The 21,826-nt window shown below is 67.1% G+C and carries 21 protein-coding genes; 12 read left to right on the plus strand and 9 right to left on the minus strand.

The window, feature by feature from the left end; genetic code table 11:
* Window positions 1-66: 66 nt before the first annotated feature.
* Window positions 67-1,113: a mechanosensitive ion channel family protein gene (locus ACP693_RS14850; protein WP_426020475.1), complete on the plus strand. Its 1,047-nt coding sequence runs from the start codon at window positions 67-69 to the stop codon at window positions 1,111-1,113.
* Here the strand turns inward: ACP693_RS14850 and ACP693_RS14855 are convergent.
* A complete protein-coding gene (locus ACP693_RS14855; protein ID WP_426020476.1) occupies window positions 1,101-3,245 on the minus strand; it encodes a malate synthase G in 2,145 nt (714 codons plus the stop codon). The genes ACP693_RS14850 and ACP693_RS14855 overlap by 13 nt on opposite strands.
* Before the next feature lie 239 nt (window positions 3,246-3,484).
* Between ACP693_RS14855 and ACP693_RS14860 the strand changes: the two genes are divergently transcribed.
* Window positions 3,485-3,859 (plus strand): hypothetical protein, encoded by a 375-nt coding sequence (locus ACP693_RS14860; protein ID WP_426020477.1) that lies wholly within the window; start codon window positions 3,485-3,487, stop codon window positions 3,857-3,859.
* 18 nt (window positions 3,860-3,877) lie between these two features.
* On the opposite strand, the gene ACP693_RS14865 is transcribed toward ACP693_RS14860, so the two are convergent.
* Window positions 3,878-4,027: a hypothetical protein gene (locus tag ACP693_RS14865; RefSeq protein ID WP_426050120.1), complete on the minus strand. Its 150-nt coding sequence runs from the start codon at window positions 4,025-4,027 to the stop codon at window positions 3,878-3,880.
* Between the two features lie 85 nt (window positions 4,028-4,112).
* On the opposite strand from ACP693_RS14865, the gene ACP693_RS14870 reads away from it, so the two are divergent.
* From ACP693_RS14870 to ACP693_RS14890, 5 genes are all read left to right on the plus strand, one after another.
* Window positions 4,113-4,904 (plus strand): hypothetical protein, encoded by a 792-nt coding sequence (locus ACP693_RS14870; RefSeq protein WP_426020479.1) that lies wholly within the window; start codon window positions 4,113-4,115, stop codon window positions 4,902-4,904.
* Window positions 4,873-5,826, plus strand: a complete 954-nt coding sequence (locus tag ACP693_RS14875) for a tetratricopeptide repeat protein (RefSeq protein ID WP_426020480.1) — start codon at window positions 4,873-4,875, stop codon at window positions 5,824-5,826. Before ACP693_RS14870 ends, ACP693_RS14875 begins: the two co-directional genes overlap by 32 nt.
* Before the next feature lie 31 nt (window positions 5,827-5,857).
* Window positions 5,858-7,501, plus strand: a complete 1,644-nt coding sequence (locus ACP693_RS14880) for a peptide chain release factor 3 (RefSeq protein WP_426020481.1) — start codon at window positions 5,858-5,860, stop codon at window positions 7,499-7,501.
* 56 nt (window positions 7,502-7,557) lie between these two features.
* A complete protein-coding gene (locus ACP693_RS14885; RefSeq protein ID WP_426020482.1) occupies window positions 7,558-7,902 on the plus strand; it encodes a hypothetical protein in 345 nt (114 codons plus the stop codon).
* 110 nt (window positions 7,903-8,012) lie between these two features.
* Window positions 8,013-9,236, plus strand: coding sequence for a hypothetical protein (locus tag ACP693_RS14890; RefSeq protein ID WP_426020483.1), 1,224 nt, complete (start codon window positions 8,013-8,015; stop codon window positions 9,234-9,236).
* A gap of 4 nt (window positions 9,237-9,240) precedes the next feature.
* Here the strand turns inward: ACP693_RS14890 and cysQ are convergent, their stop codons facing one another.
* Complete coding sequence (gene cysQ / locus ACP693_RS14895; protein WP_426020484.1) at window positions 9,241-10,068, minus strand: 3'(2'),5'-bisphosphate nucleotidase CysQ; 828 nt, start codon at window positions 10,066-10,068, stop codon at window positions 9,241-9,243.
* A gap of 95 nt (window positions 10,069-10,163) precedes the next feature.
* On the opposite strand from cysQ, the gene chpT reads away from it, so the two are divergent.
* From chpT to ACP693_RS14910, 3 genes are all read left to right on the plus strand, one after another.
* Window positions 10,164-10,835: a histidine phosphotransferase ChpT gene (gene chpT, locus ACP693_RS14900; RefSeq protein WP_426020485.1), complete on the plus strand. Its 672-nt coding sequence runs from the start codon at window positions 10,164-10,166 to the stop codon at window positions 10,833-10,835.
* A gap of 93 nt (window positions 10,836-10,928) precedes the next feature.
* Window positions 10,929-11,306 (plus strand): response regulator, encoded by a 378-nt coding sequence (locus tag ACP693_RS14905; protein ID WP_426020486.1) that lies wholly within the window; start codon window positions 10,929-10,931, stop codon window positions 11,304-11,306.
* On the plus strand, window positions 11,303-12,118 hold the full coding sequence (locus ACP693_RS14910) for a CheR family methyltransferase (protein WP_426020487.1): 816 nt from the start codon (window positions 11,303-11,305) through the stop codon (window positions 12,116-12,118). Before ACP693_RS14905 ends, ACP693_RS14910 begins: the two co-directional genes overlap by 4 nt.
* Before the next feature lie 21 nt (window positions 12,119-12,139).
* Here ACP693_RS14910 and cckA read toward each other — a convergent pair whose 3' ends face one another.
* The 6 genes from cckA to ACP693_RS14940 form a co-directional block, all read right to left on the minus strand.
* Window positions 12,140-14,191 (minus strand): cell cycle histidine kinase CckA, encoded by a 2,052-nt coding sequence (cckA, locus tag ACP693_RS14915; RefSeq protein WP_426020488.1) that lies wholly within the window; start codon window positions 14,189-14,191, stop codon window positions 12,140-12,142.
* A 51-nt stretch (window positions 14,192-14,242) separates the two neighbouring features.
* Entirely contained in the window at window positions 14,243-15,319 is a 1,077-nt protein-coding gene (flhB, locus tag ACP693_RS14920) for a flagellar biosynthesis protein FlhB (protein ID WP_426020489.1), read from the minus strand.
* On the minus strand, window positions 15,312-16,085 hold the full coding sequence (fliR, locus tag ACP693_RS14925) for a flagellar biosynthetic protein FliR (protein ID WP_426020490.1): 774 nt from the start codon (window positions 16,083-16,085) through the stop codon (window positions 15,312-15,314). The genes flhB and fliR overlap by 8 nt, the downstream gene beginning before the upstream one ends.
* The gene (gene fliQ, locus ACP693_RS14930) at window positions 16,085-16,348 is read right to left on the minus strand and encodes a flagellar biosynthesis protein FliQ (RefSeq protein WP_135194575.1); all 264 of its coding nucleotides are present in this window, start codon (window positions 16,346-16,348) and stop codon (window positions 16,085-16,087) included. The genes fliR and fliQ overlap by 1 nt, the downstream gene beginning before the upstream one ends.
* Before the next feature lie 82 nt (window positions 16,349-16,430).
* On the minus strand, window positions 16,431-18,089 hold the full coding sequence (locus ACP693_RS14935; protein WP_426020491.1) for a response regulator: 1,659 nt from the start codon (window positions 18,087-18,089) through the stop codon (window positions 16,431-16,433).
* A 14-nt stretch (window positions 18,090-18,103) separates the two neighbouring features.
* Window positions 18,104-19,600 carry an ATPase domain-containing protein gene (locus ACP693_RS14940; RefSeq protein ID WP_426020492.1) on the minus strand — a complete coding sequence of 499 codons (1,497 nt, stop codon included), beginning with the start codon at window positions 19,598-19,600 and terminating at the stop codon, window positions 18,104-18,106.
* Between the two features lie 297 nt (window positions 19,601-19,897).
* Between ACP693_RS14940 and folE the strand changes: the two genes are divergently transcribed.
* Both folE and ACP693_RS14950 read left to right on the plus strand, forming a co-directional pair.
* Window positions 19,898-20,482, plus strand: coding sequence for a GTP cyclohydrolase I FolE (gene folE, locus ACP693_RS14945; protein ID WP_346494487.1), 585 nt, complete (start codon window positions 19,898-19,900; stop codon window positions 20,480-20,482).
* Window positions 20,483-20,546: 64 nt separating this feature from the next.
* Window positions 20,547-21,704 carry an acyltransferase family protein gene (locus tag ACP693_RS14950; RefSeq protein ID WP_426020493.1) on the plus strand — a complete coding sequence of 386 codons (1,158 nt, stop codon included), beginning with the start codon at window positions 20,547-20,549 and terminating at the stop codon, window positions 21,702-21,704.
* The last annotated feature ends 122 nt before the right edge of the window (window positions 21,705-21,826 follow it).

Consider the following 21,826-nt stretch of genomic DNA (forward strand, 5'->3'; position numbering starts at 1 on the left):
CTCGACGTTCGGCCGGTTCGGGCGCGAGGGTGGAACCTTGACCGTTCGCCAAGCGCTCTGGAGCCCATGACCAATCCGATCAGACAATTGGACCTCGCGGCCATCGAACAGTCGCAGGTCGTGCGGATCGCCGGGGCCAATCTGACGATCGGGGGCCTGACCAGCGCCGGGGTGATCCTGCTGGTCGCCTTCGCCGCCCACTGGCTGGTGACACGGTCCCTGCGCCGACTGCGTGAACGGGCGGATCGCAGCCGCCAGGCCGTCTATCTGCTGGAGCGGCTGGCGGGTTACGCCATCATCGTCATCGCCGTAATGTCGGCCCTGTCGGCGGCGGGCCTGAACCTGTCGTCCCTGACGGTCTTCGCGGGCGCCCTGGGCATCGGCGTGGGTCTGGGCCTGCAGGGCGTGGTCAAGGAGTTCGTCTCCGGCCTGTTCCTGATCTTCGACCGGATGGTGTCGGTCGGCGACTATATCGAGATCGAGGACATCGGCATTCGCGGCGCCATCATGGAGATCGGCCCGCGCGCCACGCGCGTCCGCACCAACGACAACGTTAATGTGCTGGTGCCCAACTCGCGTTTCATCGAACAGCCGGTGACCAACTGGACGCTGAAGGGCGACACCCGCCGCATCCACGTGCCCTTCTCGGTCGCCTATGGGTCGGACCGAGGCAAGGTGCGCGACGCGGTTCTGGCCGCCGCACGCGCCAGCCCCTTCACCCTGCCCGAGACGGAGGCCCGCAAGAGCCAGGTCTGGCTGGTGGCGTTTGGCGACAAGGGCCTGTCGTTCGAGCTTCTGGTCTGGCCGACGCGCGAGGCGGTGAAACGGCCCGCCGCCATGCACGCCGCCTATACCTGGTTGATCGCCGACGCCCTGGACGCCGCTGGCATGGAGGTGCCCTTCCCCCAGACCGACCTGCGCATCCGCAGCGCCTTCGGCCTGGAAGGCGACGAAGCCCTGAAGCGGCTCGGCTATGGCGTGGGCGCCCCGTCGCGACCCGTCATCCCCCTACGCTCCGCCCAGACCGCCAACGACGCCGCCGACGACGTGATGGCCGACGACGAAGCCGACACGTCGGAGCCGACGCCGCCCAAAGCGGGTCAGGCGGACTGAGCCGCCTTCGCCGTCAACCGCCAGGCATGCAGCAGCGGCTCGGTGTAGCCGTTCGGCTGTTCTACCCCCTCGAACACCAGGGCGCGCGCCGCCTGATAGGCCAGGCTCGCCTCGGGATCCGTCGCCATCGGCCGATACAGCAGATCGCCCGCGTTCTGGCCATCGACCTTGGCCGCCATGCGCAGGAAAGCCGCCTCGACCTGATCGGCCGTGCAGACCCCGTGCAGCAGCCAGTTGGCGATATGCTGCGAACTGATCCGCAGCGTCGCCCGGTCCTCCATCAGGCCGATGTCGTGGATGTCCGGCACCTTGGAACACCCCACCCCCTGGTCGATCCAGCGCACCACATAGCCCAATATGCCCTGGGCGTTGTTGTCCAGCTCGGCCGCCACCTCGTCCTCGGACCAGTTGACGCCGTGTGCCAGGGGCGGGGTCAGCAGGGCCTCCAGGCCCGGCGTCGGCTGCTCCGCCACCGCCTTCTGCACCGCGAAGACATCGACGGCGTGATAGTGCAGCGCGTGCAGGGTCGCCGCCGTCGGCGACGGGGTCCAGGCGGTGTTGGCGCCCGTCCGGGGGTGGGCGATCTTCTGCTCCAGCATGTCGGCCATCCGATCCGGCGCCGCCCACATGCCCTTGCCGATCTGGGCCTTGCCGGACAGGCCGCATTTCAGGCCGATGGCGACGTTGCGCGCCTCATAGGCGGTGATCCAGGCGCTGGACTTGATGTCGGCCTTTCGCACCACCGGCCCGGCCTGCATGGCGGTGTGGATTTCGTCGCCGGTCCGGTCCAGGAAGCCGGTGTTGATAAAGACGATCCGGTCCTTCACCGCCTGGATACAGGCCGCCAGATTGGCAGAAGTCCGCCGCTCCTCGTCCATCACCCCGACCTTGATCGCATGGCGCGGCAGGGCCAGCAGATCCTCGACCGCATCGAACAGCCGGTCGGTGAAGGCGGCCTCTTCCGGTCCGTGCATCTTGGGTTTGACGATATAGATCGAGCCCGTCGCGCTGTTGCCGAACCCGCCTAGCCCCTTGATGTCGTACAGCGCGATCAGGCTGGTCACGACCGCATCCATGATACCCTCGGGCGCGTCCGACCCGTCGGCCAGACGGATGGCCGGCGCGGTCATCAGGTGTCCGACGTTGCGCACGAACAGCAGGCTGCGCCCTTTCAGGATCACCGTCGATCCGTCCGGCGCCGTCCACCGGCGATCCGGCTCCAGCGCGCGGGTCAGGGTCTCTCCGCCCTTTCTGAATGTCGCCGACAGGTCGCCGCGCATCAGGCCCAGCCAGTTGCGATAGGCCTCGGCCTTGTCCACCGCATCGACAGCGGCGACGGAATCCTCCAGATCGACGATGGTCGTCAGGGCCGATTCCAGCACCACGTCCGCCAGCCCCGCCGCATCGCCCCGCCCGACCGGATGGCTGCGGTCGATGACCAGTTCGATGTGCAGGCCGTTGTGCACCAGCAGGATCGACGCGGGCGCCACCGCCTCGCCCGTAAAACCGACGAACTGTCCCGCATTCTTCAACGCCGGCGACAGCTTGCCCTCCGCCACCGACCAGCCGCCCACATCCGCATGCGAGCCATCGGCCAGCGGCGCCGCCTCGTCCAGAAAGGCCTTGGCCCGCGCCACCACCCGTGACCCGCGCGCCGCGTCATGGCCGCCGGCGGTGGGCAGATCGCCCAGGGCGTCCGTGCCGTATAGGGCGTCATACAGGCTGCCCCACCGCGCATTGGCGGCGTTCAGCAGGAAGCGCGCGTTCAGCACCGGCACCACCAGCTGCGGCCCGGCCATCTGGGCGATCTCTGCGTCCACGCCTTCGGTCCCGATGGAAAACGCCGACGGCTCATCGACCAGATAGCCGATCTCTCTCAGGAAGGCCTCCGACGCCCCCACGTCATAGGGCTGGCCCCGACGCTCCCGATGCCAATCGTCGATCCGGGCCTGCAAGGCGTCGCGCCGGTCCAACAGCGCGCGGTTCTCCGGCGCGAACTGTTCGAAGATCGCCGCCGCCCCGGCCCAGAAGTTCGCCGCATCCAGCCCCAGCCCCGGCAGCACATCCTGCTCGATCAGGGCGATCAGCTCGCCTGCGACCTTCAGCCCGGCGCGATCTTCATGGGTCGTCATGACGGCCTCTCCCCGGCGCGACGCCGGCCTGTAACAATGCGTGATCAGGTAAGCCGAGCCCGCGCCGCTTCGCAAGGGTCACGTCGCGTCATCGGGGTCGCTTTTCGTCGAAAGCAGGCCGGGCGACGCCCGCCCCCGGTCAGAAACTCTTAACCGCGTCCGTGAACGGGACTGCAAGCGGCGGCGCCTATTGTGAGCTTACGGACGAACTCGCGTCCGGCCAGTCGAGCGTATCGCCCATGCTGTTTCTTCTGAACGATGTCGTGTTCGACCTGGACGAGGCCTGCCCGGCCACGCCCGCCGACACGCGCCGGTTCGAGAAGCTGGAGTTCGACTATGTCCTCGAACTCGGCTGCGAACTGTTCGCCGAGGATCCGCTGCTTCACCGCAACGATCCCGAGCGCGCGCGCCGCCTGGCCTGGCTGATCGCCGAGCGCAGCCCGGATGTGAACGCCGCCCTGTTCGCCGCCCCGGCCGTCGCCTGCAACCCCGACCTGGTCGAGCCGCGTTTCTGCGCCCTGCCGCAGCAGGTCATGCATCAGCTTCAGGCCAAGGGCCGCCGCCTCGACGCCGTCTCCGCAGACCGCGCCGTCTGGAACCGCCTGGCCGCCTGATCGCGGCCCAACGCGCCGTCAGAAGACCGCGTTGAAGACCACGTGCACCAGCGTCGCCACGGCCACAATGAAGCCGAACCCGACCGCCAGCCCCAGGGCCGGGTGAAGGGGCGCATGCTCGCGCGGGGCGCTGGCGATACGGTCTTGAGGATGGATGACAGCCATCATCTTTGTCCTTTCCCTATGATCCCGGATCGATCCGGGAGGGGAGCGTCGGACTCTGACGGTCTGATCGTCTCCTCCAGAAGAGAGCATGACTCCAATATCCCCTGATGGCGAGGGGTTATTTTTCCTGCGCGCCGCGCTGGACGACGGCGCGCCGAAGTTGCACCTTCGCGCCCAAGGGATGTTCAGGGGCGATTTCATGCGTTCTAGGTTTTTGACCTGCGCCGCTGCGGCGGTGTGGGCCTTCATGCTGGCGGCTGCGCCACAGCCCGCGCATGCCGACTGGCTGCGGGCCGAAAGCGAGCGCTTCATCGTCTACAGCGACGGCGGCGAGCGCGCGCTCAGGGACTATGTTCAAAAGCTGGAGATGTTCGACCGTGTGATGCAGTTCAGATCCGGCGTGCCCATAACGACGGAACCGCCCCGGAAACTGCCGATCTATCTCGTGCGAAACCGAAGCGCGCTACTGCGCGTCCATCCGCAAAGCGGCGATAACGTCATCGGCACCTATTTCCCGACGGAAGAGGACATCTTCGCCGTCGCTATTCGCGGCGACGGAAACGGCATTTCCGGCGACGAAGTCCTGATGCACGAATACGCGCACCACTTCATGCTGGGGAATTTCCTCGGCTCCTACCCCGCCTGGTTCGTCGAAGGCTTCGCGGAATACTACGCGACGGCGGATATCGACGTTCGCGACCGGGAGGTCGTGCTCGGCGACTACAATCAGAATCGCGCCTATTGGATCATGGCGGAGAGCTGGCTGCCGCTGGACGTTCTGCTGACAAAAAGCCCGAGCGAAATTCGCGCCTCCAGCCAGCGGGCGACCTATCTATCCCATCGCCTGGTTGCTCACGCATTGGTTCTACAGCACGCCTGAACGACAGCAGCAGCTGCAAACCTACCTGACGGCGGTAGCAGACGGAGACGACTCTCTCACGGCGATGCAGCAGGCGACAGGGATGACACTGGAACAGCTGCGCGCCAGCCTGCGGCGCTACACGCGCGAGCGCCTGAGCACCACCAAAATCAGCGGTCAGTTTCCCACTGCGGAAATCTCGGTAGAAAAACTCTCACCCCCTGCCGACGACCTGTTGCTGATCAATCAGAGACTAAAAGTCGGTGTGCCGGACGAAGACAGGGCCGCCCTGGGACAGGAAGTCGCCCGATTGGCGGCACGTCACGGCGATGATCCGCTCGCTCTGCTGGCCGCCGGTCACGCCGGAATGCACTTCGGCGACAAGCCGGCGGGGGAGCGAGCGCTGCAGCGGCTGCTGGAAATCGATCCTGACCACGTCGAGGCGCTGCAATATCTTGCGCAGGAACGGCTGCGACAGGCGCGAGAGGCCGATGACGACGATCAGGCCCAGGCGCTGCGAGTTCAGGCCCGAGGTTTTCTGGCTCGCGCCTATGCCGCCGGTCAGAATGACTATCGCACCCTGATGCTGTTGTCACAGATGCGTCAGAGCCAGCCCGGCTATCCGAACGAGAACGACCTTCTGACGCTGGGGCTTGCGCTGGATCGGGCGCCACAACTTGCTGCGACGCGCTTCCCCTATGCCAATGCCCTGGTGCAGACGGGCGCAAAGGAAGAGGCGATCGCAATCCTGAAGCCGCTGGCCAACAATCCGCACGGGGGCAGCGCCTCGACCTACGCCAGTCGTCTGATCGCCGCCATCGAGGCGGGGCAGGATCTGCCCGAGATCACGGAGGACGCCGACGCGCCTCAGATCAGCGAGCCGGAGCCTGAAACACCGCCGGGCGCAGAGCCTGAATCCGCCCCCGAACCCGCCAGCGAGTGACTTTCGGCGCGTGGCGGGGTAGTCGCGCGCCATGTCCTCTCTGACCCTGCCTGAAGAAGCGGCTCGCCGCCGGACCTTCGCCATCATCGCCCACCCGGATGCGGGCAAGACGACCCTGACCGAGCATATCCTGCTGGCCGGCGGCGCCATTCGTGCGGCCGGCGCTGTGCGGGCGCGGGGCGAGAACCGGCGGACCCGCTCGGACTGGATGAAGATCGAGAAGGAGCGCGGGATTTCGGTCAGCGCCTCGGTCATGACGTTCGAGCACGACGGCAAGATGTTCAACCTGCTCGACACCCCGGGGCACGAGGACTTCTCCGAAGACACCTATCGCACCCTGACGGCCGCCGACTGCGCCATCATGGTGCTGGACGCCGCCAAGGGCATCGAGCCGCAGACGCTGAAACTGTTCGAAGTCTGCCGCCTGCGCGACATTCCGATCATCACCTTCATCAACAAGCTGGACCGCGAGGCCCAGGACCCGATGACTCTGCTGGACGACATCGCGTCCCGGCTGCAACTGGACCCGGCTCCGATCTGGTGGCCGGCCGAGAGCGGCAATCGCCTGCGCGGCATGGTCGAGGTCGGCACCGGCCGGTTCCAGCCCTATACCCGCAAGATCGCCGGCTCGGCCGAAGACCCGGATCACCCCGCCGCCCTGCCGCTGGACCAGGCGGCGCAGTATTTCGAGGCCGGCGAACAGAACAATCTGGCCGAGGCCGTAGAACTGGTCGAGGGCGGCTATCCGGCCTTCGACCGTCAGGCCTTCCTGGAAGGCCACATGACACCCGTCCTGTGGGGTTCGGCCCTGCGCCACTTCGGCATCGACGAACTGCTGAAGGCCATCGGCGACTGGGCCCCCGCGCCCAAGACGATGAAGGCCCGAAAGGAATCCCCGCCCGAGACCCGCAACGCCCCCGCTCCGGTCGAGACCGTGGTCGAGCCCGGCGCGAACGAGGTCACCGGCTTCGTCTTCAAGGTCCAGGCGAACATGGACCCCAACCACCGCGACCGGATCGCCATGTTCCGCATGGCCTCGGGCGCCTTCAAGCGCGGCATGAAGCTGAAGGTGCAGAACACGGGCAAGTCCCTGTCGGTCAATGCGCCGATCATGTTCTTCGCCTCGGACCGGGAGCTGGCCGACGACGCCTTCGCCGGCGACGTGATCGGCATTCCGAACCATGGTGTGCTGCGGGTGGGCGACAGCCTGTCGGAGAGCGGCGTGGTGCGGTTCGCCGGCCTGCCCAACTTCGCGCCCGAAATCCTGCAACGGGTGCGGGTCAAGGATCCATTGAAGGCCAAACACCTGAAGAAGGCGCTGGAAGGCCTGGCCGAGGAGGGCGTGACCCAGCTGTTCCGGCCCGAGATCGGCTCGGACTTCATCGTCGGCGCCGTGGGCCAGTTGCAGTTCGAGGTCATGGCCGACCGCCTGGGCGAGGAATACGGCCTGGACGTCCTCTTCGAACCGTCCCCCTACGCCGAGGCCCGCTGGGTCACTCCAGCCTCGGGCGGCACGGACGCCGACATCGAGGACTTCAGCGGCAAATACCGCCCCCAGATGGCCCGCGACATCGACCAGGCCCCCGTCTTCCTGGCCAAGTCCAGCTGGGAGACCGGCTACGTGGGCGAACGCTTCCCCAAGATCGCCTTCACCAAGACGAAGGAACGGGGCTGAGCCTGCTCTGCGCCAAACGACTTCCTTTGGTCACGCGGCTGAGCCATGATCACAGGATGTCGTCGCTTCTCGCCCTTTCCAGCGCTGTGGTCATGCTGCAGGCTGCCCCTTCCGTGGGGCTGGTCTCGTATGACGAGGCCGTGCGCTGTGCGGGCCTGACCCAGGCGGCGTCTGAACTTGAGGGCGGCGAGAGCGCGCAGGGGCGGCGGCTGTATGATGCGGCCCTCTATTGGTCGTTGGCGGCGATGCAGGCGGCGACGGCGGCGGGCAAGCCGGCGACGGTCGCCGAGGGTGATCAGACGCGGGCGCGCATCGCGGCCGTGCGGTCGCTGAACGGCGATGCGCCCGAGGCAAGGGCCGCCCTGCAACGCTGTCAACAGAAGACGCCGAACCTGGACTGACGAAAACCGGGATAAGGCCAAGCCGAACCGCTTTCGCGGCGCTGCGTTTGCATTGGACGCCCCGAGAGACGCAGTCTGCGTCCCGAAGCGGGATAACTGAGGTCAAGCGCATGTTCAAATTCGGCCGCGATCTTCGAAAACTCTTCGCCCAGGCGCGTGAGAGCGAAGACCTGGGCTGGGTCGAGCTGATCGGCGTGGACCTGTTGCAGGCCGAGGCGCGGCGCGAGACGATCGATTCAGGCCGCGTATCCTGCGCCCGCCCCTTCGAAACCGAGCACCGCGCCTGCGCCCTTTGGCGCGAACATGCCCGGCGCGGCGGCGCGTCAGACAGTCTGGACCGCGCCGAACGCTGCGCCGACAGCCTGGCGCGCACCGCCGTGGGCGAGGATCAGGTCGCCCTGGCCGCCATGGACAAGGCGGCGGTGCTGATGCTGCGCTTCGACCTGTGCGGCGATCCCGCGCGACTGGACCGGGCGCTGGCCACCCTGGCCGCCGTCGGTCGCCCGCGCAGCCGACGCGTAACGGCGGGCATGACCGCACTCCACGCCCGGCTCAAGGTCCGCACCGCCCGGCTGAGCGGCGATGTCGCCAGCCTGTCCGACGCCGCCGTGCTGATGGACGCTGCGGTGCGCAGCGACGACACGCACGACATGGACCTGCGAATGGACCGCGCGGCCCTGTCGCTGGAGATGGGCGTGGTGCAGCGCGACGTGCGTTTGCTGGATCAGGCCGGCCGCGATCTGGGCGCCCTGGTCGAGACCGCCTCGCCGGATCATCGCCCCCTGACCCGCGCCCGTGCCCTGGCCCTGTGCGGCGCCGGCCTGTCGGCTTTGGCGGCCATCGCGGGTCATGAAGAGGCCCGCGCTCAGGGCCGGATCATGTTCGACGCCGCCGCCGATCAGTTCACGCCCGATCACAGCCCGCTGGACTGGGCCGCGATTCAGGTGCTGCGCGTCGGCGACGACGCCCAGCCGCTGATGCTGCTGACCCAGGCCGAGGCCCTGACGCAAGGCGGCGAACTGATCATCGGCGCCCTGGTGCGCGAACGTCGTATCGCGCGCGAAGTCGCCTTAGCCGAAGCGGTCAAGAATCTGACCGCACTGATGACGCTGGAGACGCGCCTGCGGGCGCGGATGGCGACGGCGACGCCGCTGGACTGGGCCGCTGATCAGATCGGCATGGCGGAAATCCTGCTGGCGCGGCATCGTCTGGGCGGCGACGCCCCAACCGATCTGGGTCTGATCCTGGGCGAGGCCGCCATGACGGCGCGCGAACTGGGCGTCGAGGCCTTGGTCGAGCGGGCCGAGGCCCTGCTGGCGACCGCGAGACGCTAGGCCTTCAGCCGCCCATGGCGACAAAGGCGCCGTTCAGGAACTTGGCCTTGCCGTAGGACAGCCGCTGGCCGTCGTCGGCCAGCACTCGGCCGCCGGCGGCTTCCAGCACGGCCTGACCCGCTGCGGTGTCCCATTCCGAGGTCGGGCCGGTGCGCGGATAGGCGTCGAACCGCCCCTCGGCGATCAGGCAGAACTTCAGCGACGAATCCGTTCCTTGCCAGCGCGAGCAGCCGTGGCGGGCCGCCAGGCGCGTCGCCTCCTCGTCGGTGACGCTATGGCTCAGCAGGGCCATGCCTTTCTGCGGGCGGTCGCGCACCCGGATCGGCCGCCAGTCCTCGCCCGCATGGGCCTCGCCGGCCTGAAGCGCGCCGAACTGACGCCGAAAGGCGCCGCCCTCGGGCTTGTCGGTGCGCCAGGTCGTCGCCGTCGCCGGCGCCGTCACCACGCCCGCCACCGGATGCTGTCCGTGGATCAGGGCGATATTGACCGTAAAGGCCTCGCCGCCGCGCACGAAACCGCGCGTGCCGTCCAGCGGATCGATCAGCCAGAACCAGTCCTCGGCCTTTTCGGGCGCGCCGTTCGCCGAAACCGCCTCTTCCGCCACCGTCTGGACGCCGGGATACAGGGCCGCCAGCCGTTCCAGGATCAGGGCCTCGGCCGCGCGATCGGCCTGGGTCACCGGGCTGTCGTCGGACTTGGTCTCGACCGCCGTGCCTGCGCGCCAATAGGGCAGGATCAGCCGCGCGGCCTCCTCCGCGATCTCGGCGATGGCCAGGGAAAGCGCACCGGACTTCAGGTCGCGGGCGAGAGCGGTAGAGGAAGAGGTCGTCATTGGCGGGTCGATAGACCATCCGGGCGGTTCCATGAACCAGCAAATCACTCCAACTTCGCGCGCGACACGAACTGTGACCTGAGCGCGCCAGACCTATGACCCCGACCCACGACGCAGACGCCGCTCCGCTGGACCTTCCCGTCGATGGAACGGAGCTGGCGACCTACATCGCGGCCAAGCTGTGCCATGACTTCATCAGCCCCTCCGGCGCCATCGTTTCCGGCCTGGACCTGATGCAGGATCCGACGGCCCAGGACATGCGCGAAGACGCCCTGGCCCTGATCGAGCAGAGCGCGCGCAAGATGGTCGCCCTGGTGCATTTCGCCCGCGTCGCCTTCGGCGCCGCCACCACCAGCGAGCGGTTCACGGCGCGCGAGATCGAAGGCCTGGCGTCCAATATGGTCCAGGGGGGCCGCGCCGCGATGGACTGGCGCATCAGCGATGGCGAGTTCACCAAGCCCCAGGCCCGCGCCCTGACCAATCTGGCCTATCTGACCATGGGCGCCCTGCCGATGGGCGGCGTCGCCGTGATCCAGTCTCGGGTCGAGGACGGCATGATCTATCTGGAAGGTTTCGCCGAAGGCGCCCGCGCCCGTCTGAAGCCCGAAGCCGTCGTCGGCCTGGCGGGCGAGCGCCTGACCGAGGGCCTGGCCGGGCAATGGATCCAGCCCTACTGGCTGTGGCTGACCGTGACCGAGGCCGGCGGCGCTTTGCGCGTCAAGGTTGAAGACGGCAAGGTCTCCCTGATCGCCCGAATGCCCGCCTGATTTCCAATTCCCAACGACTCATTAACTGGCGTCTGAGATAAAAAGGGTCCATGCGCCTCGGGCGAAAGCCGCTGTGTTTTTGAGGGATCGATCTTGGACTTCCGAACCTGCCTGATCGTCGACGACAGCCGCATCATCCGCAAGGTTGCACGTCGCATCGTCGAGGGCCTGGGCTATGAGGTCGACGAGGCGGCGGATGGGGCCGAAGCCTTCTCATACTGCACCGGCGCCATGCCCGACGTTCTGCTGGTGGACTGGAACATGCCCGTGATGGACGGCATCACCTTCCTGCGTCGCCTGCGCGCCATGCCGGGCGGAAAGCGGCCCAAGGTGCTGTTCTGCACGATCGAGACCCGCCCCGAGCGGATCGCCGAGGCTCTGGCCGCCGGCGCCGACGACTATGTCATGAAGCCGTTCGACGGCGAGATCCTGCAATCCAAGCTGACGGAGGTCGGAGCGATCGCCGCATGACCCCAGAGGACTTCGACAAGCTGCAGTCCCTTCTCGCCACCCGCGCCGGCTACCGGCTGTCGCGGGATCGCATTCACCTGGCCGAACACCGGCTGGGACCGATCGCGCGGCGCGAGGGCTACGCCAATGTCGAGGCCCTGCTGTCGAACCTGTGGGCCAATCCGGTCGCTTCCCTGGCCTGGTCGGTCATCGAGGCCCTGTTGAACGCCGAGACCTGGTTCCGCCGCGACCGCATCCCCTTCCGCATCCTGGAAAGCGAACTGCTGCCGGCCCTGTCCAAGGCGCGGCCCGACGGGCGGATCAAGATCTGGTCGGCCGGCTGCTCGACCGGCCAAGAGGCCTGGTCCATCGCCATGACCGGGCTGGAGCTCGGCGTGCCGGTCGAACTGGTCGCCACCGACCTGTCGCAACGCGCCATCGAAAAGGCCCGCTCGGGCCTCTACACAGGGTTCGAGATTCAGCGCGGCCTGACGGCCAAGACTATGCTGCGCTGGTTCGAACCGATGGACGACCAGTGGATCGTCAAGGCTGAACTGGCCGACGCCGTGCGTTTCGGCCGCGCCAACCTGCTGGACGAGCCGACCGACGACGCGCGGTTCGACGTCATCTTCTGTCGCAACGTCCTGTCCGACATGGAACCGACGCGGCGCGCCCGTCTGCTGGACGGGCTGGAACGACGCCTGGTCGATGACGGCTGCCTGTTCCTGGGCGCTGAAGAGAAGCTGGAGGGCGAGACCGTCGCCTTCCGCGCCGTCAACGGTCGCCGGGGTCTGTATGTAAAGGCGCCCTCGGCGCTTCGCCGCGCCGCCTGAAACCGTTGCCTGCTGCGGCGTTCAGCCCGCGTGCAGTTCCTGCTTCACCCGTTCCGCCAGGGTCTTGATGTCCAGCGGCTTGGGCAGGAAGGACACCCCGACCTCGTCCTGCAGCAGGTCCGAGAAGTCGCTCTCGGCATAGCCCGAGATGAACATCACCGGCGCATCGCCCAGATACTGCCGCGCCTTCTTCAGCAGCGACGGCCCGTCCAGTCCCGGCATGATGACGTCCGAGATCATCATGTCGATCTGACCGGCGTATTCCTCGGCCAGCAACAGGGCCTCCTCGCCGTCGGCGGCCTCGATCACCTCATAGCCGCGTTGGCGCAACAGGCGGGCGGCGATGCCGCGCACCGCGTCCTCGTCCTCGACGAACAGGATACGGCCCGCGCCCGACAGGTCGCGCGGCGCCTTGATCTTGACCTCGACAGGCTGAACCTCGGCCAGCTCCGCCTCGCCGGCGGCCGGCAGGAAGATGCGGAAGGCCGCGCCCATTGTCTTGGAGTCGGGCCCCTCGATATTGCTGACGGTGATATGGCCCCCCGCCTGCTGCGCGATGCCATAGACGGTGGCCAGGCCCATGCCCGTCCCCTCGTTCACCGCCTTGGTGGTGAAGAAGGGCTCGAAGATCTTGTCCAGCAATTCAGGCGGCACGCCGGGACCGGTGTCCGACACCTCGATCAGGGCGACCTCGTCGGTCGGCGCATCGACCCAGCCCAGGGCCCGCGCCTCGTCGCCCGTCAGGCGGCGCGTGGCGATGGTGACCACGCCGGCGCCCGGCTCGACCACGCCGCGCATGGCGTCGCGGGCGTTGACGGCTAAGTTCATCACCGCCGTCTCCAGCTGCGACTTGTCGGCCAGCACCACGGGCAGGTCGCGGCCGTAATCCGTCTCCAACCGCACGTCCTCGCGCAGCAGACGGCGCAGCAGGATGGCGAACTCGCCCACCAGTTCGCCCAGGTCCAGCCGCTCGCGGCGAACGGTCGATTTGCGCGAGAAGGCCAGCAGCTTCCTAACCAGATCGGCCGCGCGAATGGCCGTCTGGCGGATCTCGTTCAGCCCCTCGTACGAGGGATCGCCCACCGGGTGACGTTCCAGCAGGCCCGACAGCTGAAGCTGGATCGCGGTCAGCAGGTTGTTGAAGTCGTGCGCCACGCCCCCGGCCAACTGGCCCACGGCCTGCATCTTCTGGGCCTGGTTGAGCTGCAGCTCCATCGACTTCTGGCCCGACACGTCGAACAGCCAGATCCGCCGCTTGTCGTCCTCAGGCGCCACATACAGGTGCAGCATCTTGTCGGGATAGGCGCGCGCGATCAGCTCGATCGGACCCGACGACCCGCCCGCCAGCTTCAGCCGCGCCTCGGCAACGCCGCCCGGATCGAACAGATCGCCGAACGCCGCATCGCGCGCGGCGCCGGGACCGGTCAGCACGGCCAGGGCCGGATTGGCCTCTTCCGCCCGGCCGGAGAACAGGTCGTCGCCCTGGATGACAGCCGAGCCGAACGGCGCCCCGGCGGCCATGGCCCGCGCCTCGCCGGTCGCGGCGGCGGCAGGCGCATGCACAGGAGCCAAGGCGATGGGCAGGGCCGCGTCAGGCGCCGCGCGCATCAGGAACCGTCCCTCGCCGGCTTGACCGATGACGACCTCGACCTCGCGTTCGCCGATCATGACGATGGCGCGGCCCGGCTCGCCTTTGCGCGCCTGGGCGAAGGCCATGTAGAGGGCCTGGGCCGACTTGCCGCGCGGCAGGGCGCCCGTCGCGCCATTGGCCTCGGCCCAGGCGGTGTTGAAGGTCAGGATCTGTCCTGAATCCCACACCAGGGCGGCCGGCTCGGCCATGGCCTCCAGCACCTCGATGGCCGCGTCGCTGCTGGGCTTGGCGTTCGCCGCCCGCCGGAAACCGAACAGGCCGATCAGCGCGATCATGCCCACCGTCAGGATCAGCACCAGTCCCGGCGCCGAGGTCGGATTGTCGCGAAACGCCGGATAGGCCAGGGCGGCGATGGCCGCCACGACGCCAAACGCCATCACGGCCGACAGCAGATCGAACGAAGGGCGTCGGGTGGACGTCATGCAGCCTCGCGAATCAGTGGGCAGATCATACGCTCAAATCCTGACGCACTCTTACCGACGCTTTCTGGACTGGAAGACGAAGCCGATGATCTTGGCGGCGGCGTCGAAATGTTCGCGCGGAATGATCTCGTCCACCTCGACGGCGGCGTACAGGGCGCGCGCCAGCGGCACGTTCTCGACGATCGGCACCCCGTGCTCGGTCGCCACCTCCCGGATGCGCAAGGCCAGGGCATCGACGCCCTTGGCCACGCAGATCGGCGCCCCGTCGCCCTGATCCGGCTCATAGCGTAGGGCGACCGCATAGTGGGTCGGGTTGGTCACGATGACGGTGGCCTTGGGGACGTTCGCCATCATCCGCTGGCGGCTGCGCTGCATGCGGATCTGCTTCAGCTTGGCCTTGATGTGCGGGTCGCCCTCGGACTGTTTGTAGTCTTCCTTCAGCTCTTCCTTGGTCATCCGCATCCGCTTGGCGAAGCGCATCTTCTGCCAGACGAAGTCGGCGCCGGCGGTCGCTCCCAACAGCAGGATCGAGGCGAAGAACAGCGACACCGCCATGTCGCGCGCCAGCGGCAGGATCGCCAGCGGGCTCATCGACACCATGTTCTCGAACTCGCGCAGGTGCGGCTTCAGCACCATCCAGCAGACCACGCAGACGGCGATCAGCTTCAAGAAGGTCTTGACGAACTGCATCAGGCCGTCGGGTCCGAAGATGCGCTTGAACCCCTGCAGCGGACTGACCGCCGACCATTTCGGCTTCAGCTTCTCGGCGGTGAAGATCAGGCCCGACTGCGCCAGATTGCCCCCCACCCCGCCCAGGATGGTCGCCAGCATGACCGCCCCCAGAAACGGTGCGATGGCCCAGACGGTGCGCACCATGATCTGGTTGCCGGCGCCCGAGTTCAGCGTGCCCAGCATCTCGTGCGGGGCGGCGATGAAGGGCAGCATCTGTTCGGCGATGGACGAGGCGAACCAGCCCCCGCCCATCAGGATCACCGCCGCCGCCCCCGCCAGCGACAAGACCTGGGCGACGTCGGGCGACTTGGCCGAGTCGCCCTTCTTTCGGGCGTCCTCAAGCTTTCGCGGGGTCGCCTCTTCGGTTTTCGACTCGGGATCCGCGCCTTCAGCCATTCGGGCCTCCGAACACGAAATACTCCGCCAGGCGGCGGTAGCGGTCGATGAAGATGGTGCCTAGCGCGCCCAGGCTGAGCGCAAAGATCGACAGGCCCAGGATGACGCTCAACGGCGCGGCGGCGAAATAGACCTGGAACGACGGCATGACCCGCGCCACCAGACCGGACGCCAGGTTGAAGATCAGGGCGAACACCAGCACCGGCGCCGACAACTGGACCCCCAGCATGAAGCTGTCGCCCAGGGTGCGCACCGCCATCTGGGTGAAGTCGGCCATCACCAGCGGCTGGGCCGGCGCGATCAGGCGATAGGACCCCACCATCCCGGCGATGAACAGGTGATGGGTGTCGGTGGCGAACAGAAGCGTCACCCCCAGCAGGGTCAGAAAGGCGGCGATGGTCGTGCCCGGCTGGGCCTGCATCGGGTTGGCGGTCTGGGAAAAGCTCAGCGTCGTCTGCAACGAGATGATCTCGCCCGCCGTCGACAAGGCCGTCATGAACATCCGCAGCAACAGACCGATCATCAGGCCGACGGCCACCTCGCGGATGATCCATCCGACCATCAGCCCCAGGCTGTCGGGCAGGCCCGGCAGCGATCCGCGCACCACCGGCCACAGCGCCAGGCTGATGAGCAGGGCCAGCGACAGCCGCACGCGCGGCGGCACATAGGTCTCGCCGAAACCGGGGATCAGCATCAGGATCGCCGCGATCCGGGCGAAGATCAGCCCCCCGGCCCAGACCTGATCGGCGGTGGCGTACGCCTCCACTACATCCCCGCGATGCGGGCCGCGATCTGACGCATGAAGCCGCCCAACAGCGCGCCCATCAGCGGCAGGAACAGGATCAGGGACACAAAGATGGCGATGATCTTGGGCGCATAGATCAGGGTCTGTTCCTGGATCTGCGTCAGGGCCTGAAACAGGCCGATCACCACGCCGACCACCAGACCCACGATCAGGACCGGCAAGCACAGCTGTATCGTCAGCCAGATGGCGTCGCGCCCGACATCCAGAACTTCCGCGCCGTTCATCGACACCGCTCCCAAACTACTGGGCAGAAAATGCCGACAGGATGGTTAACAGGCCGCTAACCAAACGCGTATTCGTGGGGGATCAGGCCGCCAGGGTGCGAGACAGCTTGCGCGCCAGTTCGGCCTGGGTGAACGGCTTGCGCACGATCAGGTCCTCGCCCACGTCCGTCAGGGCCTCGGCGTCGGCGTATCCGGTGGCGAACAGGATGGGCGCTTCGGGCCGGCGCACCTTCAGCTCGCGCGCCAGCTCGCCGCCGTTCATCCCCGGCATGGCGAAGTCCAGCACCATGGCGTCGATCCGGTCGTGATGGTCCAGCGTCTCCAGCGCCGCCCCGCCGCTGTCAGCCTCGATCACGTCGTATCCCAGGTCGCTCAGATAGCCGGCGGTGACGGTCCTGACCGCCTCGTCGTCGTCCACCACCAGCACCACCATCCCGGCGTCGCGCGCGGCCAGCAGTTCGCCGCTCGGCTCGCGCTCCTGCGTCGGCGCGGCGTCGGCGCGGGGCAGAAAGATGCGGATCGTCGTGCCCTTGTCGACCTCGGTGTCGATGCTGACCCCGCCGCCGGACTGTTTGGCCAGGCCGAAGACCTGGCTCAGGCCGAGGCCCGAACCCTTGCCGACGTCCTTGGTGGTGAAGAAGGGCTCGAACGCCCGCGCCCGGACTTCGTCGGTCATGCCCGATCCGGTGTCGCTGACCGACACCACCACATAGTCGCCGGGCGGAAGCTCGTCGGGCCGCCCGGACGCATCCAGCCGCGCGTTCTCGGTGCGGATGGTCAGCGACCCGCCGACCTCCATGGCGTCGCGCGCATTGATGGCCAGGTTCAGGATGACCAGTTCGATTTGCGTCGGATCGATCATGGCCGGCCACAGGTCGGACGCCAACTGGGGCTGTTCGATATGGACACTGCCGCCGATGGCGCTTTGCAGCATGTCGCCCATGCTGCGCACCGTTTCGTTCAGATCGACCGCTCGCGGCTCCAGCTTTTGCCGACGCGAGAAGGCCAGCATCTGCGCCGTCAGCCGCGCGCCCCGCTGCGACGCTTCGCGCATCATGTCCAGTCGACGCAGGACCTTGGGGTCGGTCTCGTTCTTTCTCAACTGATCGACATTGCCCAGCACGACGGTCAGCAGGTTGTTGAAGTCGTGCGCCACGCCGCTGGTCAGTTGACCGACAGCCTCCAGCCGTTGCGCCTGACGCAGGGCCGTCTCGGCCTTTTCACGCTCGACGATCTGGGCGGCCAGTTCGCGGTTGGCCGCCTGCAGCTGCGCTGTGCGGTCGGCGACTCGACGCTCCAGCAGGGCCTCCGCGCGCTGGATCTCGGCGATCCTTTCGCGCGCCTCATACTGCCTGCGGCGACCGCGCAACGCCGTATCGACCGCACTGACAAGGGTCGTCGGATGGAACGGCCGCTCCAGAAAGCTGACATTGCCCAGGGTCGCCGACAGCCGACGCGCCGCCGGATTACGCTCGACGCTGCCGCCGCGGCGGTTCAGCACCAGAAAGGGAAAATCCGACCAAGACGGCTGGTCTTCGATCCAGGCGGACAGAGCGTTGAGGTCGCCGTTGATCAGCACCTCCTCCACCACCACGGCTAAAGCGGCGCCTTCGATCATGCGCGCCAGAAGGTCGTCCAGGGTGTCGCAGACCTGCGCCACCGTGCCGACCTCCATCAGAATCTGGGCCGCCACCACGGCGTCGCGCCCGGCGGGCGCCAGTATCAGAGCGCGTTCTGACACGTCTCCGCCGCGGCTCATTCGGCGCTATCGCCCATCAGTCGGTCACCTTGGCCCACGAAGTTGGGAACGCCGCGCAGAACCCCCTGGAAGCCGTACAGGGGCTCGCCCAGCGTCAGGCCGTTGGTCCCGATGTCGAACTCGCGAATGGTCTTCTCGTGCCCGCCCGCGCGCTTCTTGATGACCGAAATGGCGCGACGCACCAGGCCCGCCGCCTCGAAATAGCGCAGCAGGATGACGGTGTCGGCCAGATAGGTCACATCCACCGGCGCCTTCATGTCCCCGACCAGTCCGTGCTGGGCCACGGTCAGATAGGTCGAGGCCCCCTGACGGTTCAGATACTGCAGCAGTTCATGGATGTGCAGCACCAGGAACTGCTCCTGCGGCATGGCGGCCTGGTAGCCGTTCAGGCTGTCGATCACGACCGTCTTGATGTCTCGCCTGGAGACGCAGTCCCGAACGCGCGCGGCGAACTCGCCCGGCGACAGCTCGGCCGCATCCACCTGCTCCACCAGCAAGGAGCCCTCGTCCACACAGGCTTGCAGATCGATGCCGATCTCCAGCATTCGCGCGAACAACAGGCCCAATTCCTCATCGAAGATGAACATGGCCGCCTTCTCGCCCCGCGCGATCGCGGACATCACGAAACTGACCGCAAACAGCGACTTGCCGGTGCCCGCGGGGCCCAGGATCAGCGCGCTCGAACCGCGCTGTATGCCGCCGCCCAACAGGTCATCTAGGCCTGCAACCCCGCTGGACATGGGCTCGCGCTTGAACCGCGTCCGGTGTTCGGACGCGACGATGCGTGGATAGACCTCCAGCCCGCCGGTCTTGATGGTGAAGTCGTGATAGCCGCCGCGGAAGCGACGCCCGCGGTATTTCATCACCCGCACGCGGCGGCGCTCGGCCCCGTATTCCGGCGCCAGCTCCTGCAACTGGATCACGCCGTGGGTGACGCTATGGACCGTCTTGTCGTTGGCGTCGGTCGTCAGATCGTCCAGCAGCAGAACCGTCACCCCGCGCTTGGCGAAATAGTGCTTCAGCGTCAGCACCTGCCGGCGATAGCGCAGCGATCCCTGGGCCAGCAGACGGATTTCCGACAGGCTGTCAATCACCACCCGCTGGGGCTGAAGGCGTTCGACCGCCTCCAGGATCATGCGGCTGGTCTCGCCCAGTTCCAGGTCCGACGAATACAGCAGGCTCTGCTGCTGCTGTTCGTCCAGCAGGCTTTCGGGCGGCACCAGTTCGAACAGTTCGATCCCGTCCAGAGACCAGCCATGCGACCGCGCCGTGGCCTGCAGCTCTTCTTCCGTCTCGGACAGGGTGATGTAAAGGGTGGTCTCGCCCAGCGCGACGCCGGTCATCAGAAATCGCATCGCGGCGGTCGTCTTGCCGGTGCCCGGATTGCCTTCCAGCAGATACAGCCGGTCCCGTTCCAGCCCTCCGGCCAGAATATCGTCCAGTCCGGCGATCCCGAAGGCGGCCTGGTCTTGCTTGATCTCGCCGTCCGTCATGCCATCCTCTCGCCTGTAGCTGAGCCGTAACGCACGGAAACGGATAAGGTTACACGCCGGATGACTCGTCTCTAGCGGCGCGGGAACGACGACAAAATCTCTCCCTAGACCTTGAACGGCGCAGCTCTGATCCCAACCTGACGGCTTCGCCGGGGGGCCTTTCACGATCCGATTTCAGACGAATTGCACTATTCAGACCCTCTTTTTTCGAGCGTCACCGTCTGAATGCGTCCCGGCCTCGTAATGAAGCCCGAGACCCTCTCCCCTTCCCGCAATCGCCCCGCTATCTAGGCCGCCATGACCGAACCCCGCGCCTCCAAAGTCTCCCAGGCCGACGCCGAAGCCGCCGTCCGCACCCTGATCGAATGGGCGGGTGACAATCCCGACCGCGAAGGCCTGCTGGAGACCCCGGCCCGCGTCGCCCGCAGCTATCGCGAACTGTTCGAGGGCTATGAGGTCGATCCCCTCTCCTATCTGGAGAAGACGTTCGAGGAGACGGGCGGCTACGACCAGCTGGTCGTGCTGAAGGACATCCGCTTCGTCAGCTTCTGCGAGCACCACATGCTGCCGGTCGTGGGCAAGGCGCACGTCGCCTATCTGCCGACCGACCGCGTCGTCGGCATCTCCAAGCTGGCCCGTGTCGTGCGCGGCTTCGCACGGCGCCTGCAGATCCAGGAGAAGATGACCTCCGAGATCGCCGAGGCCATCCAGACCGTCCTGCGCCCCCACGGCGTCGGCGTGGTCATTGAGGCCGAGCACAGCTGCATGACCCTGCGCGGCGTCAATGCGCCGGGCGCCAGCCTGTCGACCAGCCACCTGATCGGCGTGGTCCGCGACGACCCCCGCACCCGTGAAGAGTTCCTGCGACTGGTCCGAGGCTAGGATTTCCCCAATTGCGCGAACTGGCGCATCTCTTGCGGCGAGACGGCGGAAGGAGGCTCTAACGATGCCCTGGTCCGTAATTTCGACCCGCAATGAGACAGTTCAGATCGCGCGCGGCGGCTGGCTGGACGCTTTGCGTTTCATCGTGGCCTTCCTGATCATCCTGCATCACTTCCAGGCGGCGGGCCCGGCGCCCCTGGCCGAGGTGATCAATCCGATCTTCGAACGCGGCGGCTTCCTGCTGACCAACTTCTTCCTGATCGACAGCGGCTATGTGCTGATGCGCGTCTATGGCGCGGCGGTGGACAAGGGCCGGCTGTCGCCGGGCGACTTCTTCCTCAAGCGGTTCCTGCGCGTCGTACCCGCCCACCTGATCATGGGCCTGTCGCTGGTCGGTTTCGTGCTGCTGGCCACCGCCGCAGGCGTCCCGCCGCGCAATCCGGAATGGTTCGCCTGGGACCAACTGCCCGCCCAGCTGCTGCTGCTTCAGTCCTATGGCGTTTATGGCGGCCTGGGCTGGAACGCCCCGACCTGGTCGATCTCGGCCCTGATCGGTTGCTACCTGGCCTTCCCCTGGATCATTCGCGGCCTGATGCGCCTGGGTCCGTGGGCCGCGCTGGCGATGGGCGTCGGCGTCTATCTGGTCGCCAACCAGCTCTGCTGGCACTTCCTGGGCTATCCCGTCTATCAGATGCCCATGCGCTACGGCATCATCCGCGCCCTGCCGCTGTTCTTCCTGGGGATGTGCCTAGCTTGGTTCGCCCAGAAGGTCTGGATCGCGCCACGCCTGGCCGGTTGGGCCGGCGTCCTGGCCGCCGTCGGCTTCTTCGCCCTTGAGCTTCACGACAAGCACGCCCTGGCCGCCCTGACCCTGATCTCGATCATCATTTTGGCCGCCGGCGCGGTGCCGGTGAAGAAGCCCTCCAAACTGGTCGAGATGGCCGCCATGGTCTCCTTCTCCATGTTCATCTCCAACGAGGTGATCCGCATCGTCTGGTTCGGCGTGGTCAACGTCGTGGAGGCCCGCATCTCTCTGCCCGTCGCCGCCCAATGGGGTCTGTGGGGCCTAGGCGTCGCGGCGGCCGTCGCCTTCGCCTTCGCCTTCCACTTCGCCATCGACAATCCGATCCAGACCCGCATCCGCGGCTGGCTGAAGCGTCGCAGCGTCCGTCGCGGCCAAGTTCAACCTAAACTGGGACCAGTCATCTCCATCGACGGCTGACCCCGGCCTTTGCCTATCGGCGATCCTCGACCAAAGTCGCTCTCTCCAGCCGCCTCCCTCTCGGTCAATGTCGGCGTCCACGTATCCGCAGGGATGCGCAGAACGGCCGATAACGGCGACTT

Origin of the sequence: Brevundimonas sp. TWP1-3 (genome assembly GCF_049896085.1) — a bacterium.
In the GTDB taxonomy this organism is placed as follows: Bacteria; Pseudomonadota; Alphaproteobacteria; order Caulobacterales; family Caulobacteraceae; genus Brevundimonas.

Coding starts and splice junctions, on each gene's coding strand:
- chpT (WP_426020485.1), top strand. CDS start 10,164: ATGACCCCGACCCACGACGCAGACGCCGCTCCGCTGGACCTTCCCGTC.
- ACP693_RS14870 (WP_426020479.1), top strand. CDS start 4,113: ATGACTCCAATATCCCCTGATGGCGAGGGGTTATTTTTCCTGCGCGCC.
- ACP693_RS14855 (WP_426020476.1), bottom strand. CDS start 3,245: ATGACGACCCATGAAGATCGCGCCGGGCTGAAGGTCGCAGGCGAGCTG.
- cysQ (WP_426020484.1), bottom strand. CDS start 10,068: ATGACGACCTCTTCCTCTACCGCTCTCGCCCGCGACCTGAAGTCCGGT.
- ACP693_RS14940 (WP_426020492.1), bottom strand. CDS start 19,600: ATGACGGACGGCGAGATCAAGCAAGACCAGGCCGCCTTCGGGATCGCC.
- ACP693_RS14860 (WP_426020477.1), top strand. CDS start 3,485: ATGCTGTTTCTTCTGAACGATGTCGTGTTCGACCTGGACGAGGCCTGC.
- ACP693_RS14910 (WP_426020487.1), top strand. CDS start 11,303: ATGACCCCAGAGGACTTCGACAAGCTGCAGTCCCTTCTCGCCACCCGC.
- ACP693_RS14885 (WP_426020482.1), top strand. CDS start 7,558: ATGTCGTCGCTTCTCGCCCTTTCCAGCGCTGTGGTCATGCTGCAGGCT.
- ACP693_RS14865 (WP_426050120.1), bottom strand. CDS start 4,027: ATGATGGCTGTCATCCATCCTCAAGACCGTATCGCCAGCGCCCCGCGC.
- ACP693_RS14850 (WP_426020475.1), top strand. CDS start 67: ATGACCAATCCGATCAGACAATTGGACCTCGCGGCCATCGAACAGTCG.
- ACP693_RS14950 (WP_426020493.1), top strand. CDS start 20,547: ATGCCCTGGTCCGTAATTTCGACCCGCAATGAGACAGTTCAGATCGCG.
- cckA (WP_426020488.1), bottom strand. CDS start 14,191: ATGACGTCCACCCGACGCCCTTCGTTCGATCTGCTGTCGGCCGTGATG.
- ACP693_RS14880 (WP_426020481.1), top strand. CDS start 5,858: ATGTCCTCTCTGACCCTGCCTGAAGAAGCGGCTCGCCGCCGGACCTTC.
- ACP693_RS14890 (WP_426020483.1), top strand. CDS start 8,013: ATGTTCAAATTCGGCCGCGATCTTCGAAAACTCTTCGCCCAGGCGCGT.
- folE (WP_346494487.1), top strand. CDS start 19,898: ATGACCGAACCCCGCGCCTCCAAAGTCTCCCAGGCCGACGCCGAAGCC.
- flhB (WP_426020489.1), bottom strand. CDS start 15,319: ATGGCTGAAGGCGCGGATCCCGAGTCGAAAACCGAAGAGGCGACCCCG.
- fliQ (WP_135194575.1), bottom strand. CDS start 16,348: ATGAACGGCGCGGAAGTTCTGGATGTCGGGCGCGACGCCATCTGGCTG.